Raw genomic sequence first — 16,229 nt, 5'->3', positions numbered from 1 at the left:
CAGGCCTGTTTGCGGACCAAGCTCCCGATCACACCCCGCCGGCGGGGCGACGGATCTCCCGGGCCTTGGGCAGTTCGTATGCGGGTCTGACGGGAGACTGACAGCGTTCGTTCTATAGTGATAACATTTGCACATGACGCCCGAGGCATGGTCCGTCATCGCGGTCGGAGTAGCCATCGCCAGCCTGTTCATCCGCATGGACACCCGGATCGCCCGTCTCGACGACCACGTCCGCGGACAGGGCGAGCGCCTCGCCCGGCTCGAAGGCAAGGTCGACACGCTGATCGCAGCGTTCGTGAAGCCCGGCACGGTGACACCCCCGACGCCTTAGCACGACAACCGGCGGCGCAACCAGAGTCGCACTCCACCCGACCGGCCAGACCCGACGATTGCCTTCCCCCTCGAAAGAGTCAGGGAGACGGCACCAGCACAGACGTTCGGCGGTATGATCGCGGCATGGAAGCGTCGATGGTGACTGGAGCCGGTTCCATGGTCCGAGTCCTCGTGATCCTGATCGGCGTGCTCGCCGCCTCCGGCGGCACGCACATCGCAATCGCCCAGGCCCCGGAGCCCGCGGTCGCTGCGTCCGCAGACTCGGTTCGAGCAACGCTCGACCGGTTCTGCGTGCGCTGCCACAACGACCGGCTGCGCACGGCCGATCTGACCCTCGACACGCACGATCTCGCGGACGTCGGCGCCGACGCCGAGACCTGGGAGAAGGTCATCGTCAAGTTGCGCGCGCGGACGATGCCGCCCGCGGGCAACCCGCGACCGGCCGAGGAAACGTACCGCACCGTTGCCGCCTGGCTGGAGACGGCCATCGACGCTGTGGCCCTGGCCCGTCCCGACCCCGGCCGCGGCGAGACGTTCCATCGCCTGAACCGGGCCGAGTATCACGCCGCGGTCCGCGACCTGCTCGCGGTCGACGTCGACGTCGCCGAGCTGTTGCCGGCCGACGACACCTACGAGCACGGCTTCGACAACAACGGCGACGTGCTCTCGATCTCGCCGGACCTGGTGGGACGGTACCTCTCGGCCGCGCGCCGGATCAGCCGCCTCGCCGTCGGCATAGCGCCCATCGGTCCCACCGTCGCGACCTACCGGGTGCATCCCGGCCTGGTGCAGGACGAGCGGCAGGACGACCTGCTGTCGTTCGGCTCGCGCGGCGGCGTCGCGATTCGGCACTACTTCCCCGTCGACGGCGAGTACACGATACGGGTCCGCCTCCACCGGAACTTCTCGGACTACATCATCGGCTACGCGGCGCCCCAGGAGCTGGACGTGCGCGTGGACGGCGCCCGCGTCGAGCGGTTCGCGGTCGGCGACGCCGACTCGGTGGGGCAGATGGCCCCGCTGAGCTTCTCGGGGAACATCGTCGGGGACCCCGAGTGGGAGTACTACATGAACACCGGCGACGCCCACCTGGAGGTCCGCTTCCCGGCGAAGGCGGGCCAGCGGACGGTGGGCGTCTCGTTCGTGAGGCGGGCGGCCGAGCTGGAAGGGGTGCTGCAGCCGCGCAACCGGGGCTACGGCCGCTTCGTCGACGAGCGGTACGACGAGGACGCGGCGGTCGAGCAGGTCGCGATCGGCGGCCCTTACACCGTCGAAGGTCCCGGCGACACGCCGAGCCGCCGCGAGATCTTCGTCTGCCGGCCTGACGGGGTGGCCACGGCCGAAGAGGAGGAAGCCTGCGCCGGCCGCATTCTCGGCAAGCTGGCCCGCCGGGCGTACCGCCGGCCCGTCGACGACGGGGACGTCGAGGGGCTGCTCGACTTCTTCCGCGCCGGGCGGCGTGACGGCGGCTTCGACGACGGCATCCAGTTCGCGCTGGAGCGGATGCTGGTCGACCCCGAGTTCCTGTTCCGCATCGAGCGCGATCCGGAGGACGCCGCGCCGGGGACGCCCTACCGCCTCGGCGACCTGGAGCTGGCGTCCCGGCTGTCGTTCTTCCTGTGGAGCAGCATCCCCGACGACGAGCTGCTGGAGGCCGCGACCGACGGGCGCCTCGGCGACCCGGCGGAGCTGGAGCGGCAGACGCGCCGCCTGCTCGCCGACGCCCGCTCGAAGGCCCTCGTCGACAACTTCGCGAGCCAGTGGCTGCGCCTGCGCAACCTCGAGTCGCAGGAGCGCGAGTCGGCCGACTATCCCGAGTTCGACGAGAACCTGCGCGAGGCGTTCCGGCGCGAGACCGAGTTGTTCGTCGAGAGCACGATCCGCGAGGACCGGAGCCTCCTCGAGCTGCTGAGCGCGAACTACACGTTCGTCAACGAACGCCTGGCCCGGCACTACGGCATCCGCGGGATCTACGGCGACCGCTTCCGGCGGGTGACGCTCGACCCCGACCATCCGCGCGGCGGCCTCCTCGGCCACGGCGGCCTCCTGATGGTGACCTCCTATCCCAACCGGACGTCGCCGGTGGTGCGCGGGAAGTGGCTGCTCGAGACCATCCTGGGGGCGCCGCCGCCCGAGCCGCCGCCGAACGTGCCGGGGCTGCCGGACCGCGGCGAGGGGGGCGAGCCGGCGTCGGTGCGCGAGCGGCTCGAACGGCATCGCGCCAACCCGGCCTGCGCGGGCTGTCACGCGCCGATGGATCCGCTCGGCTTCGCCCTCGAGAACTTCGATGCGATCGGCATCTGGCGCGATACCAGCGAGGCCGGCCAGCCGATAGACGCGTCGGCGACGATGCCCAGCGGGGTCGCGTTCGAGGGGCCGGCGGGCCTGCGGCGCGTGCTGCTGAACCGGGGCGAGGACTTCGCCGCCACCGTCACCGAGAAGCTGCTGGCCTATGCGCTCGGCCGCGGACTCGAGTACACCGACCGTCCCGCGGTGCGCCGGATTCTGCACGCTGCCGCGGACGACGACTATCGTTGGTCCTCGATCGTGCTCGGCATCGTGAAGAGCGCGCCGTTCCAGTGGCGCCGCGCGCGAACCGACGAGCCGGCGCTGGTGGCCGGGGGGTTGCCCCCCGACGGCCGGTAGCGTCCAGGAGACTGCGCCGTAGCGCGGTGTAGGCTATCGTTCCACTACGACGAACAAGGTTCCCATCATGACCATCACCAAGATGTCGCTGCCCCGCCGAACCGTGCTGCGCGGGCTGGGCGCCGCGGTGGCCCTGCCCCTGCTGGACGCCATGGTCCCCGCCGCGTCGGCGTTGTCGCGAACCGCGGCCGCGCCCACCCGGCGCTTCGGCGTCGTCTACGTGCCCAACGGCATCGCGATGGAGTACTGGACACCGGCCGAGGAAGGGAAGGGGTTCGAGCTCACCCCGATCCTCCATCCGCTGGCGGCGTTCAGGGACCAGATGACGGTGGTCTCGGGCCTCCGGGGCTACTGGACCCCGGCCCACGCCGGGGCGTCGACGACCTTCCTGACCGGGGCGGCGGGCGTCGCCGGCGAGACGGCGCCGGTGGCCGATATCTCCATGGACCAGCTCCTGGCCCGGGAGTACGGCCGGCACACCGAGCTGGGGTCGCTCCAGCTCGCCATCGACAGCCGGGCCAACGCCGGCCAGTGCAGCGGCAACCACAGCTGCGTTTACACCAACACCATCTGCTGGCGCAGCCGGACCACGCCGCTGCCGATGGAGAACAACCCGCGCGTGGTGTTCGAGCAGATGTTCGGCGACAGCGGGAGCACCGATCCCGCCGTCCGCCGCGCCCGCATGGCGCGCGACCGCTCGATCCTCGACTCCGTGACCGGCAAGGTCGCCGACCTCAAGCGCGAGGTCGGGCCGGCCGACAGCCTCAAGGTCGACGAGTACCTCGAGGGCGTGCGCGACATCGAACGGCGCATCGAGCGGGCCGAGCAGCGGCAGGACTTCGACCTGCCGGAGTTGGCCCAGCCGGAGGGCATTCCCGCCACGTTCGCCGACCACGTCGCGCTGATGTTCGACCTGCAGGTGCTGGCCCACCAGACGGACCTGACCCGCGTGACCTCGTTCATGCTGGGGCGCGAGGTGAGCTCGCGGACCTACACCGAGATCGGCATCGCCGACGCGCACCACCCGCTCTCACACCACGAGTACAACCCCGAGAAGATCGCGTCGATGTCCAAGATCAACGCGTATCACGCGTCGATGTTCGCCGACTACCTGGCGAAGCTCCGCTCGACACCGGACGGCGACGGATCGCTGCTCGACAACATGCTGCTCCTCTACGGCTGCGGCATGTCCGACAGCAACGCGCACAGCCCGCTCAATCTGCCGGTTCTGCTGCTCGGGGGATGCGCGGGACAGCTCGAGGGCGGACGCCACATCCGCTACCAGGGCGACCCGCTGATGCCGAACCTGCTGGTGACCCTGATGGACAAGCTGGGGGTTCCCGTCGAGCGGCTGGGGAAGAGCGACGGTCGGCTCAGCGTGGAGCGTCTGACGGGCGTGTAGACCGCGGCCCCGACCGCCGCGGCGGCGGCCGTAGCGATCGCTTGCCACGGGCAGTTCCCGTTGAGGACCGCGCCCCCGCGTCTCGATGCGGCGGTGTGCACCGTCGACCCCGCCACGATAGGCCCACCCTGCAGGCTACGCGTCGACCCGCAGCGCCTCCAGCGGGCGGATTCTGAGCCCTCTCAGCGTGGGCGCGAGGCAGGCCAACAGGCCGGTCGTCACGACGATCGCGGCCGTCATCGACAGCACGTACGGCCAGGACTGCACTGCGACCCCGAGCTCGCCCTGGAACGCGCCGATCGCGCCGAGCCGCGTGAAGACGAGGGCCCAGAACCCGGTCCCGAGCATGACCCCGAACAGGAGTTGGAGGAGCGATCGACGCGCGATCGACGCGACGATCCGGCTCGATCTCCCGCCGAGGGCGATGCGCACGCCGATCTCCCGGGTGCGCCGGGCGACCGTGAACGACATGAGCGCGTACAGGGCCGCGGTCGAAAGGACGATGGCGATCAGGGAGAGACCCACGAGGATCCCGGATGCCGTCCGCTGCACCAGGGCCGCCGTGTTCGGGAGCGCGTCCAAGGCGACGACGTCGCCGAGGATCGCGGTCGGGTCCGCGTCCACGAGCAGTCTGCGCAGCACGGGCGCGAAGGCCGTCGGGTTGGCGCCGAGATCGATGACCAGCGTGAGTGGATGCACGCCTCCGGGGACGGCGGGCAGGTAGGCCATCGGCGTGCCGTCGAAGATAGCCTGCCCGAGGCTCGCCTCCAGGTCGGGCACCACGCCGACGATCTCCATCCACGGGCCGGTGGGCGCCTCTCCCGGGTCCGAGATGCGCATCGTTCGCCCCACGGCGCTGCGGTACTCGATGCCCCGGCGGTCGAGGAACTTCGTGTTCACGAGAACCCGGGTCGGTGTCTGACCGACCTCGAAAGGGACATCTCCCCGGTCGAACGTCCGCCCGTAGAGGGGCTCGATGCCGAGCGTGCCGAAGAAGCCCGGCTCGACCCGGGACGTGACCACCGGGAGTCCCGGGAAGTCCGGAGGGGCTCCGTCTCCCTCGACTCGTCCTCGTCTCTCCGCTCGTCCGTCTCCGGGGGTAGCGTCCGAGAACGCCCAGCTCCTGACCCCGGGCCGGGCCGCCAACTCGCGCGCGAGCGCCTCCTGCATCGATGCGATGCGCGCGATCCTGGTCTCGTCGGCGCCGTCGCGGCCCTCTCCCGGCTGCCCTGAGGACGGGACGTCGATCGACGCGACCAGCACGCGGCTCGTCTGCATCGCCACGCTCGTCTCCTGGTCGATCGCGCTGAACATGCGATACGTCATCCCCGCCGCGAACAGGGCGCCGACGCCCAGCCCCACCTCGGCGATGATCAGGGCGCCCGTGACACGGCCGAAGCGGAAGCCGCCCAGGCCGCCCCCCGCCTCCTGCAGGGTGCGCTGAGGCGAGGACCCGGTGGCCCGCAGCGCCGGCAGGACGCCGGCGAACACCGCGCTCGCGACGCCGAGCGCGAGCGCCTCCATCGCGACCTCGGGGGTCACGCCCAGATCCACCCAGAACGGAAGATCGAGGTTGGGCGTCACACGCTCCACGATCAGGTGGAGGCCCAGCAGGCCGACGCCGGTCGCGAGAAGGGCCAGGACGAGCGTCTCGACGAAGAGTTGCGCGACGATGCGAGGCCGGCTGGCGCCGAGCGCGGTCCGCAGCGCGAACTCGCTCGAACGGTTCGCCGTCCGTGCGAGCAGCAGGATCGCGACGTTGCCGCACGCGATCAGCAGCAGGACGAGCGGCACGCCCTGGGCGATGAGGAGAAACGCCGCCAGCACGCCCGTCGGCGTCCCGATGCTCAGTCCCGAGAACGCCACCGCATCGGCCCGAACCAGTCCGCGATAGTCCGGCACATCGTGACGGATGCCGATGGCCGCGAGCTCCGCGCGCGCCTCGCCTCTCGACGTCCCTTCCTCCAGGCGGCCGTACATCCACACCGCGGGACCCAGGCCGTCGGCGTAGTCGATGGCTCGCCGTCGCAGGGGCAGCCAGAGCTGCTCCCGACTCGGCATCGCGAAGCCCTGGGGCATCACGCCCACGACCGTCGTGGGGACACCGCCGATCCGGAGCGTGGAGCCGATGACGTCGGGACGGGAGCCGAGCCGGGACCGCCAGTAGTCGTAGCCGACCACCACGACCTCGGGCGCCCCGACCACCTCGTCCGCCGCCGTGAGCGCGCGTCCGAGCGCGGGCGGCACTCTCGTCAACGCGAACGATGACGCGCTCATCTCCGCCCCCCGTGCACCCTCCGCCCGACCGTCGTCCGAGATCACGTTCACCTGCCGGAGCAGCGCGGCCCCGACGAATGCGAACGAGATGAGGCGCGTCCGCAGGGACTCGTAGTCGCCGAGACGCAGCAGCTCCTGTCTGCCGGGCTCCTGGTTGAAACCCACCACGCCGACGACCTGGTCGCCCTGATCGAAGGGAGGAGACTCGTCGAGGACGGCGTCGATGAGATGATGGGGGGTCAGGCTCGCCGGGATGCCGATCCCGAGGGCGAAGACCACCACCAGCGTGAGCCCCGGGTGCTTCACGAGCATCCGGATCCCGAGCTTGAGGTCGAGCCGCGAGATGCCGAGTTCGCCCCACGATGCCAGGGAGATCGAGCCCTCTTCATCGTGTCCGAATCGCAGCCGGGCGAGCAGCGCCGCGACGGGCTGTCGCATCAGCCACAGACACCGAGCCGCCCGGGGGCGGCGGCCGACGTCCTGTGACCAGTGCTCGAGCAGGTCGCCGAGCACGTCCGCCCGCACCTCGGCGGGGAGGAGGCGAACCGCCAGCCGGAGCAGGAACGGGGCACGATCGCGGGCAGTCATGACGGACCCAGCCTGGCCTCGAGGCCGTCCCACAGCGCAAGCATCGCGTTCCGCGACTCCCGGAGGGCCGGCAGGGCCTGCTCGTCGACCACGCGGTAGAAGCGCCGCGGTCGGCCGCCTCGTTCCGGAGCCGGCGTCCCCACCGACGAGACCAGAAGCCCGCGGCCCTCCAGGCGCCGAAGGACCATGTAGGCCGTCGCGGGCGAGACCTCGCGAGCAGTCAACCGGCCGAGCTCCCTCGCTACCGGCACCGCGTAGCTCTCGCCACCGAGTCGCAGAACCGTCAGCAGGACCTGCTCCTCCAGCTCTCCCAGGCGACTTCTCGGCATCGGGGGGTTCCTCCGTCCAGCTCATAACAATGTTACGAACTCGGGAGAGCGCGCGCAAGAGCTGCAAGGCGATCCAGGCAAGCGAGGATCCGTACTTGATCCGGCGCGGCCCCGAACAGGGCCGACACCGACAGCACCGAGGGCTGTAACCTCAACGAGCCGAGAGGACGACGGCTGCTCAGGGTCGCGCCACTGGCCCAGGCGTTTCGCGCCAGCGAACTCTCAAGGCGAGCCCAAGGTCGCGAGCCGGCGCAGCAGCTCGACGGTGCTGTTGTCGTCGCCCCCGCGCCCGCGGGCTCGCGCCAGCGGCGTCTGCCCCTGATCGTTCAGGGCATCCAGATCGGCGCCGCTGTCGACCAAAGACTGGACCACGGTGTCGAGGCGTCTCGCAGCAGCGGTGTGCAGCGCCGTGTTCCCGTCCGCGTCCGCCGCGTTGATCTCGACCCCCGCGTCGATCGCCACCCTTGCCGCTTCCAGCACGAGACGTTCGTCCTCTGCGGGGTTCGCCGCCAGTCCCGGTTCCCGGCGGCGGCGAGCGGCTACGGCGGCCATCAGCGGCGTCGTGCCGTCCTCCATGACGATCCGCGGGTCGGCACCACGGTCGGCCAGCACCCGCATGATGCCGGGCTCGGCGAAGTGGGCGGCCAGCCAGAAGGCGGTGGCGCCGACCACATCGTGGTCGAGCACGTAGTCGGGACTGTTGCGGCGGCCCTGGCTGCCGCGGACGACCGGTGCGTTCGGGTCGGCGCCGCGCGCCAGCAGCGCTGTCGCGAGCGTCTCGTCGCCGCGCAGGGTGGCGGCGTGCAGTGCGGTGTAGCCGGCTTCGGCCGCTTTCGGGTCCGCGCCCTGCTCGAGCAGGAAGAGGGCGAGCGCCCTATGGCCGCTGTGCGCCGCGACGACGAGTGCGCTCGTGCCGGTTGCCGCGGTGTCGTTCACGTCGGCGCCGGCGGCCACGAGATGCCTGGCGGCTTCGAGGTTGCCCTGCCGGGCCGCGAACAGGATGGGCGTGTTGCTGCCCAGCACGGTATCGATGACCCCGCTCGGGTTGAATCCGGCCGTCCGCGTGTGGATGCGGCGGGGCTGCGGGGCCGAGCGTGCCTGGACGTCCGCCCCGAGCGCGACCAGCGCTTCCACGACGTCGGGATGCTGCTGGGCCACCGCCCACATCAGCGCCGTCTGCCCCCGCGTGTGCTCGCGGGCATCCAGGTCCGCCCCGTGGGACACGAGGAGGCGCACCGCCTCGGCGGACCCGGTGCGGGATGCCGTCATCAACGCCGTCTCGCCGGAGGGCAGCGCGGCGTTCGCATCGGCGCCGGCCGCCAGCAGGGTCGCGACCATCGCCTCGCTGCCGTTGCGGCAGGCCAGCCAGAGCGGCGTGGCGCCAAAGTCGTTCGCCGCGTCGACGTCGGCGCCGGCCCCGATAAGGGCGTCCGCCATCGCTGCATCGTCCCAGTGGGCGGCCCAGTGCAGAGCGGTGGCGCCGTCCGCCTGCCGGGCATCCGCGGAGTCGCCCTGATCGAGCAGCGCGATCACCCGTGTCGAGTCCGCCGCCCGGGCCGCGTCGAGCAACCGCGTGTCCTGCGCGGCGACGGGACCAACCACGACCAGCAGCAGCGCCGCCAAGAGCCCCGATCCGACCAACTCTCTCGCATGCACGTTCTCTCCTCCTCCACGGGCCGGTGGCTCACGGATCGACGGTGATCTCCCCCACCATCCAGGGATGCTCCTCGCAGTGGTAGAGGAACGTCCCCGGCTCGTCGAACGTGACGAAACCCCACAGGCCCGGGTTCAGCGTGCCGGCGCTCCAGCTTCCGTCGCGCGCGGCCGGGGTGTGGGGGATCTCGCCGTTGTTGGTGAACCGGACGCGCGTGCCCGCGCTGACCCGCGCGCGGAGCGGGTTGAAGTTGTACTCGTCGAACGCATAGCGCCGGCCGCCGACCGCGCCGCGCGGGTTCTCGAGCAGCGTGGCGGTCTCGATCTCGTCGGTCTCGCGCGGGGCGGGACCGGCCGGCTGATCGTCCACCGGCGGATCCGGGGAGGGCTCGCCGCGGGCCGGCACCGTACCGTCGAGCGCGAACGCCCAGAGCGCGGGGCCCATCGGGACGGCGATGTACTGCGTGCCGTCCAGCTCGTAGGTCGACGCCGGGCCGACACGCAGCCGCGACCCCTCCTCGCTCGTGCGGAAGGCCCAGCGGCGGTCGCCGGTCCGGACGTCGTAGGCCTCCACCTGTCCGCCGGGCGAGCCGCGGAACAGCAGGCCGCCCGCGGTGACGAGGGGACCGCTGACGCCGAGGAACGCGCTCGGCATCTCCTTCCGCCACACGACGCGGCCGGTGCGGGTGTCGACGGCGGCCAGGATGCCGACCGCGTCGGGCAGGGTCAGGTGGAACTGGGACGTGTTCCAGACGAACGGATCCGCGAAGCGGCGGGCGCGGCCGACGTGCGCGCGCCCCTGCGCGTAGATGTAGCCGGTCTGCGGCGAGAACGCCATCGGCGTGACCCGCACCCGCGGAATCGGCAATCCCGGCGCCACCACCGTCTGCTCGTCGACCGACGGGGGCGTGTAGCTGCTGCAACTGAGCTCGAACGGCGGCGGCACCCGGTCGCGCCAGTACGAGCACTCGAAGAGGATGGTCTCGGTCTGCACCGGGAACGGCTGGGTCGGCACCGTGAGCTGGTGCGGATCCTGCGGCACCTCGCGCTCCTCGACGGGCAGCAGATGCTCGCCGGTCTCGCGGTTGAACAGGAACAGGTAACCGTCGGCGCGCATCGCGGCCACCGCCTTCACCGGCTCGCCGTCTACCGTGGTGTCGTAGAGCAGCAGCGGCGTGGCGATGTCGGCGTCCCAGACATCGTGGCGCACCACCTGGTAGTGCCAGCGCCGCTCGCCGGTCTCCATGTCGAGCGCGAGCACGGAGGCGGTGAACAGGTTGTCCCCCTCGCGCAGCTCGCCGCCGAACATCGGCACGGGGTTGCCGGTGGAGAAGTAGACCATGCCCAGGTCGGGATCGACGGTGCCGACCAGCCAGACGCCGCCGCCGCCGTACTCCCACGAGTCGCTGTCCTGCGGCCAGGTCTCGTGGCCGAACTCGCCGGGGCGCGGCACGACGTAGAAGATCCACTCCACCTCGCCCGTCGCCGCATCGAGAGCCAGCACCCGGCCCTGCCCGCCGATGTCGCCGTTCGCGAGGCCGACGAACACCTTGCCGCGCGCATACATCGGCGCGGTCGTCACCACCTCGCCCCGGGTCTGCTCCGGGCTCCCGACACGCGTCGCCCACACCAGCTCGCCGGCGTCGCGGCTGAGGGCGAGCACTTCCCCGCTGCGTGTGCCGAAGACGACCAGGTCGCCGGCCACGACGACGCCCTGCCACGACACGACCCGTCCGGCGTCGGGGTCCGGCTGCCAATGCCAGATGGTCTCGCCCGTACGCGCATCGAAGGCGAAGACGTTGGCGCCGCCCGTCAGGTAGATGGCGCCGTCCTGCACCACCGGGGTCGAGCGCGACGCCGCGCCGCCGGGGAGCGGCGTCATCCACGCGGCGCCGAGGCGATCGAGCGTGTCGGCGTTGATCTCGTCCAGCGTCGAGTAGCGCGAGCTGGACCAGTTGCCGCCGGTGAAAGGCCAGTCGGTCGAAGGATAGCCGCGACCCGGCTCGGGCTCCTGCCCGGCGAGACCGCCGGCAAGCACGGCAACCGCGATCGCCGATGCGACGGTAGCGACGAGCGAGCGATGACGTCGAGGCATGGCGCCCTCCCCTTCCGTTTTCCTGCAGCGCGGCGCTACGGCAGCGCGCGGGCTACGGCGTTTGTGAGCGTTCCATTCAACCACAGAGTTGGGCGGCCCCCAACATCCTGCCGCATCCCGCAGCTCCCGCCGACCGAAGAGAGTTGCCCGTGATGGAGGGACGATCCAAGATGTGCAGCGGCACGATGCCGGCCAGCGGAACGAACGAGACCCGGAGGCGACGGTGGACCGAAGAACCCTCTTGAAGCTGGGCGGCATGGGCCTCGTGGGCGCCGGCCTGGGCGGCTGCTCGGCGAGATCGACGCCGCCGCCGACGCCGATGCGGCGACCGCCCCTGCGGCTCGCGCCCGTGCGCGCCGAATGGGACCGGATCATCCGGACCACCGTCGGGCTGCGCCCGCACCGCCCCACCGGCTTCGTGTTGCGCGCCGACCGGCTCGACGACACGACCGTGATTCACAACTACGGCCACGGCGGCTCCGGCATGTCGCTTTCGTGGGGCACGGGCCGGATGGCGGCCGAGATGGCCCTCGGCCACGACAGCCGCCGGGCGGCGGTCATCGGGTGCGGCGCGGTGGGCCTTACGGCCGCGCGCCAACTGCAGCGGCGCGGGTTCGCGGTGACCATCTACGCGATGTCGGTGCCGCCGAACACGACCTCGAACATGTCGTTCGCGGGCTTCACCCCCACCGCGGGACTGGTCGAGGACGATCTCAGGACACCTGCCTGGGACGCGCAGTTCCGCGAAGCGGTCGAGATCTCCTACCGCGAGCTGCAGTTGCTGGCGGGAACGAGATTCGGCGTGTCCTGGATCGACCGGTACGCGCTCAGCGACACGCCTCCGGGCACCACCGGGGACGATGCCGAGGAGGAGCGGGAGCCGCTGCTTCCCGCCCATCTACGCTCCGGCCAGCTCACGCTGGAACCTGGGGAGCATCCCTTTCCCAGCCGCTACGCAATCCGTAGCAACCAACTGCGCATCGAGCCGTCCATCTACCTGGATGCGCTGGTCCACGACTTCATCGACTTCGGCGGGCGTATCGAGATCCGCAAGTTCGCCGAGCCGCGCGAGCTGGTGGAGTTGAGCGAGGCGCTGGTCGTCAACTGCAGCGGACTGGGCGCACGCGACCTCTTCGACGACGACGATCTGCTGCCGGCGAAGGGACAGCTCACCGTGCTCGTGCCCCAGGAGGAGGTCGACTGGGGCATCGGCGGCGACCCGCCCGACGGGGATACCCGCGGGCTCCTCGGCATCCACATGCAGCCGCGCCGCGACGGCATCGTCCTGGGGGGCACGTCGGAACGCGGCGAGTGGTCGCGGGAGCCCAATCAGGAGGCGCTGCAGCGCATCGTGAGCGCGCACATGGCGGTCTACTCGGCCATGCGGGTCTGACCTGCCCGACTCGCTGCGGGTACCCGACGGGTCCCGAGTGCCTGCACAGAGCTGAGTACGGCGGTGGCCTGCGCAGCCGATCCTGCAACCGGGTCAACGTGCCGCGCCGGACCCTGTGTCGTGCACGAACTCTGCGCGTTCCCGGCACGCGGCACGCATGCGGTCACGGATGTGGGCAGGCCGCACGCCGGTCTGCGGCAGGTATTGGTTCAGGCCGTTGGCCTCGAAAACCCCTTCGATGCGAGCGGGCTCGACCGTGAACTCCCTCTCGATCCCGTTCCTGGTTCTCGTCTCCACGAACCCGATGTCCCCGTCGGTGTACACCCTGACCCGTTCGTAGAGCGCTCCGGTCAAAGCCGCGGCAGCCGCGTGCCCGAGACTCGCCAGGTAGCCCGCGAACTCCGGTTGAACGCCGCTGATGTCGAGTGGTGCGTTGTACGCGAAGACGGGGTTGGAAGCTCTCCAGGCTGCGGCGATCGCCTCGATGTCGCGTGCGGTTCTCGTGTTCGCAGCGACCGCCAGGGCGTGCGGGTCGAGTTTCTCGGCGACTACGATGTCGAATACGTCACGCACGGGGCTGCGGTTCGCCCGCCGGAGCTTGCCGCAGAGGATCTGGACGTTGTTCAGGACGACAGCCGGCTCACCATCGACGAGCGCGTCGGCATGGCCTTCACCGGGCGTGGGATCGAGAGCGCACAGGTCCAGTTTGCCGGTGCTGAACCCGATGGTGCACCGGTCGCGGTCAAAGGCGATGGAGTGTCCACCGCGCCGCCCGATCTCTGCCTCGAAATCATCGTCGGGTCCGGCGAACAGGGCTGGGATCGCGGCGCCCGCGTTGACGGTAAGGTCGAGATCGGTGCTCTCGCGGTGGTTCCAGCGTGCCGCGAGCACGGTCCCACCGCCGATCTTCCAGGGACCTGCTTCCGGCCCGAGGCGCTCGCGCGCCGGTTCCAGCAGACTTCTTACCCGCAACCAGATGCCTCTGGCGGGCAGCGGGAGCGTGAGTCGGTCCATGCTGGCGTGCCGCTATCGCTCGACGTGATGGGGATCGGCCCACTGATTGATTTCCGCGATCCGGTCCGGCCACGGGAAGGCAGCCAGGTGCAGCGCACGCACGAGGTCGCGGAACGTGTAGGCGTGCTGCGCCCAGGCTTCGAACAGCTCCGTGAAGGTGGCTTCCGTTCCCCACATGTAGATGATGCTCTTCTGGCGCTGGTCGGGCGCGTCGGTGTGGAAGGCGGCGTAGCACTCTTCGGTCGTCGGCGGCTCCGCCCAGCCGCAGCAGCTTCGCGCGATGCGCCAGCGGACCGCATGGCTCCTGCGGCCGGTGAGCGCCGGATCGAGATCGGGACAGAGGTTCCGGCGGGCCTCCGGGGGGGCGGGCTCGTCACTGAAGGCCTCGGGCGGCTTCAGCTTGCAGCCCCGCGCTTCTTCGTCGAACTGCTGGCGACGTTCCTGCTGGTTCCTGGCCCACTCTTCGATGGTCATAGGCGTGCAACACCATATACCGGCGACCCACGGGCGGGCAGCCCGATCGTGCCGTGCACGCGGTCCCGCCGATCTGTGCATCGAGGCGGCTCTCCCACGCTCAAGGCTATTGCGTTGCCGGCAGTTCGTACCGGTTACACTACCGTCGCGCGTCGGTGCTGACGCGCCCAGGGCGCATTCGACACTCCACCAACGCGACAAGCGGCGCACCGAGGAGAGGAACCCGGCCATGCGACAGCTCCCCCGAACCGTCCCCGGCTTCATCGCGGCCTGCCTGCTGCTCACCGGAGCGATCGCCTCGGCGCAGTCCCCCCTCGACGACTACAGCCCGGTGACCGGGCAGATGCTCGTCGACCCGCCGGCGGGCGACTGGCCCATGTGGCGGCGCACCTATAACCACTGGGGCTACAGCCCCCTCGACCAGATCGACACCGCCAACGTGGGCGGCCTGCGCCTGGCCTGGGCCTGGACGATGGCCGAGGGCCTGCAGGAAACCACGCCCCTCGTGCATGACGGCGTCATGTTCCTGGTGCAGGCGTGCGACTACGTCGAGGCGCTGGACGTGCGCGACGGCACCCGCCTGTGGGAGTATCGCCGGCCGCGGGTCGCGCACGCCGCAACGCTCGCCTGCGCGAACCGCAACGGGACGCTCTACGACGACAAGCTGTTCATCGGCACCCACGACGCCCACCTGGTGGCGCTCGACGCGCGCACCGGCGAAGTCGTGTGGGACGTCACGGTCGGCGACTGGGAGGTCGGCCAGCACTACTCCGGGGGACCGCAGGTCATCAAGGGCCGGGTGGTGGCCGGCATGTCGGGCTGCTACTACCTCAACACGCGCTGCTGGATCTCGGCCCACGACGCCGAGACCGGGGAGGAGGTGTGGCGCACGTACACCATTCCCCGCGAAGGCGAGTTCGGCTACGACTCCTGGGGCGACATTCCCGACGAGCTGCGGCGGGGCGGATCCTCGTGGAACGCCCCCAGCTACGACCCGGAGCTGAACCTGATCTACGCCGGCGTCGGGGTGCCTATTCCATGGGGCTCGGTGCAGCGCGGCACCGGCGACGGCGACGTTCTCTACACGAACTCCACCCTCGCGATCGACGCCGACACGGGTGAGATCGTGTGGTACTTCCAGCACACCCCCAACGACGAATGGGACCTCGACCATCCGTACGCCCGGCTCGTGGTCGAGACCGAGGTGTCGCCGGACCCCGACGCGGTCGAGTGGCTGAACGGCGGGATCATCCCCGGCTCGCGGCGCAAGATCGTGACCGGCATCCCTGGCAAGACCGGCATCGTCTGGGCGCTCGACGCCGCCACCGGGGCATTCCTCTGGGCCGAGCCGACGAACCGCCAGAACGTGGTCGCCGACGTCGACGCCGAGAGCCGCCGCGTGCTCCTCAACGAGGAGCTGAAGTTTCCGCAGGTCGGCGAGCCGGTCTTCGTCTGCCCGAGCCTGACCGGCGGCATCAACTGGAACGCGACCGCCTACCACCCCGGCACCAACGCCCTGTACGCGCCCACCAACAACGTCTGCATGACCCTGACGCTGAACGAGTTCCGCGACCGCCCGGGCTTCCACCACGGGTCGGCGCGGGCCACCCGCGAGGTGGCGCCGGACGTCGACGGGCAGGTCGGCATGCTCACGGCAATGGACCTGGCCACCGGCGGGACGCGGTGGGTGCATCGCCAGCGGGCCGGCATCGGCGGCTCGGTGCTGACCACCGGCGGCGGGCTGGTGTTCGTGACCGACGACGCGCGCCGCTTCCGGGCGTTCGACGCGGCAACCGGCGACATCCTCTGGGAGCGGATCCTCAATTCCAGCGCCGGCGGCTTCCCGGTGAGCTACCTGCACGACGGCGTGCAGTACGTCGCCATCGCGGCCGGGGGCGGGGTCAACTACCGGATGGTCACGCCGGAGATCCGGCAGCCGCCGCGCGGCAACATGCTGTGGGTCTTCCGGCTGCAGTGAGACGGACGGCGCCCGTCGGTCCGCCGATTACGACCTCGGCGGGACAA

The 16,229-nt window shown here is 70.8% G+C and carries 9 protein-coding genes; 4 read left to right on the top strand and 5 right to left on the bottom strand.

All coding sequences use genetic code 11. The features are described 5' to 3' along the window. Nucleotides 1-147 precede the first annotated feature (147 nt). On the top strand, nt 148-2,979 hold the full coding sequence (locus F4X11_09765) for a DUF1592 domain-containing protein (GenBank protein ID MYN65299.1): 2,832 nt from the start codon (nt 148-150) through the stop codon (nt 2,977-2,979). A gap of 67 nt (nt 2,980-3,046) precedes the next feature. Continuing rightward, the gene (locus tag F4X11_09760) at nt 3,047-4,381 is read left to right on the top strand and encodes a DUF1552 domain-containing protein (protein MYN65298.1); all 1,335 of its coding nucleotides are present in this window, start codon (nt 3,047-3,049) and stop codon (nt 4,379-4,381) included. Between the two features lie 135 nt (nt 4,382-4,516). On the opposite strand, the gene F4X11_09755 is transcribed toward F4X11_09760, so the two are convergent. The 4 genes from F4X11_09755 to F4X11_09740 form a co-directional block, all read right to left on the bottom strand. Next, nucleotides 4,517-7,246 (bottom strand): FtsX-like permease family protein, encoded by a 2,730-nt coding sequence (locus F4X11_09755; GenBank protein MYN65297.1) that lies wholly within the window; start codon nt 7,244-7,246, stop codon nt 4,517-4,519. Further along, nucleotides 7,243-7,575: a PadR family transcriptional regulator gene (locus tag F4X11_09750; protein MYN65296.1), complete on the bottom strand. Its 333-nt coding sequence runs from the start codon at nt 7,573-7,575 to the stop codon at nt 7,243-7,245. Before F4X11_09750 ends, F4X11_09755 begins: the two co-directional genes overlap by 4 nt. 222 nt (nt 7,576-7,797) lie before the next feature. Further along, nucleotides 7,798-9,231, bottom strand: coding sequence for a hypothetical protein (locus F4X11_09745; protein ID MYN65295.1), 1,434 nt, complete (start codon nt 9,229-9,231; stop codon nt 7,798-7,800). A 28-nt stretch (nt 9,232-9,259) separates the two neighbouring features. Beyond that, a complete protein-coding gene (locus F4X11_09740) occupies nt 9,260-11,698 on the bottom strand; it encodes a PQQ-binding-like beta-propeller repeat protein (GenBank protein ID MYN65294.1) in 2,439 nt (812 codons plus the stop codon). Here F4X11_09740 and F4X11_09735 point away from each other — a divergent pair. Further along, complete coding sequence (locus F4X11_09735) at nt 11,580-12,716, top strand: FAD-dependent oxidoreductase (protein MYN65293.1); 1,137 nt, start codon at nt 11,580-11,582, stop codon at nt 12,714-12,716. The two genes, F4X11_09740 and F4X11_09735, sit on opposite strands and share 119 nt — an antisense overlap. A gap of 93 nt (nt 12,717-12,809) precedes the next feature. Here the strand turns inward: F4X11_09735 and F4X11_09730 are convergent, their stop codons facing one another. Next, nucleotides 12,810-13,730, bottom strand: a complete 921-nt coding sequence (locus F4X11_09730; protein ID MYN65292.1) for a nucleotidyl transferase AbiEii/AbiGii toxin family protein — start codon at nt 13,728-13,730, stop codon at nt 12,810-12,812. A 280-nt stretch (nt 13,731-14,010) separates the two neighbouring features. Here F4X11_09730 and F4X11_09725 point away from each other — a divergent pair, with 280 nt between their 5' ends. Further along, the gene (locus tag F4X11_09725) at nt 14,011-16,182 is read left to right on the top strand and encodes a PQQ-binding-like beta-propeller repeat protein (GenBank protein ID MYN65291.1); all 2,172 of its coding nucleotides are present in this window, start codon (nt 14,011-14,013) and stop codon (nt 16,180-16,182) included. Nucleotides 16,183-16,229: the final 47 nt, after the last annotated feature.

It is taken from the genome of Acidobacteriota bacterium (assembly GCA_009861545.1).
Taxonomy (GTDB): Bacteria; Acidobacteriota; Vicinamibacteria; order Vicinamibacterales; family UBA8438; genus WTFV01.
This window is presented reverse-complemented; position numbering and strand designations above follow the sequence as displayed.

Bases quoted from the DNA above. Each gene is read 5' to 3' on its own strand.
- F4X11_09730 (MYN65292.1), bottom strand. From the start codon at position 13,730: ATGGACCGACTCACGCTCCCGCTGCCCGCCAGAGGCATCTGGTTGCGG.
- F4X11_09740 (MYN65294.1), bottom strand. From the start codon at position 11,698: ATGATCCGGTCCCATTCGGCGCGCACGGGCGCGAGCCGCAGGGGCGGT.
- F4X11_09750 (MYN65296.1), bottom strand. From the start codon at position 7,575: ATGCCGAGAAGTCGCCTGGGAGAGCTGGAGGAGCAGGTCCTGCTGACG.
- F4X11_09760 (MYN65298.1), top strand. From the start codon at position 3,047: ATGACCATCACCAAGATGTCGCTGCCCCGCCGAACCGTGCTGCGCGGG.
- F4X11_09765 (MYN65299.1), top strand. From the start codon at position 148: ATGGTCCGTCATCGCGGTCGGAGTAGCCATCGCCAGCCTGTTCATCCG.
- F4X11_09725 (MYN65291.1), top strand. From the start codon at position 14,011: ATGCGCCAGCGGACCGCATGGCTCCTGCGGCCGGTGAGCGCCGGATCG.
- F4X11_09755 (MYN65297.1), bottom strand. From the start codon at position 7,246: ATGACTGCCCGCGATCGTGCCCCGTTCCTGCTCCGGCTGGCGGTTCGC.
- F4X11_09735 (MYN65293.1), top strand. From the start codon at position 11,580: ATGGGCCTCGTGGGCGCCGGCCTGGGCGGCTGCTCGGCGAGATCGACG.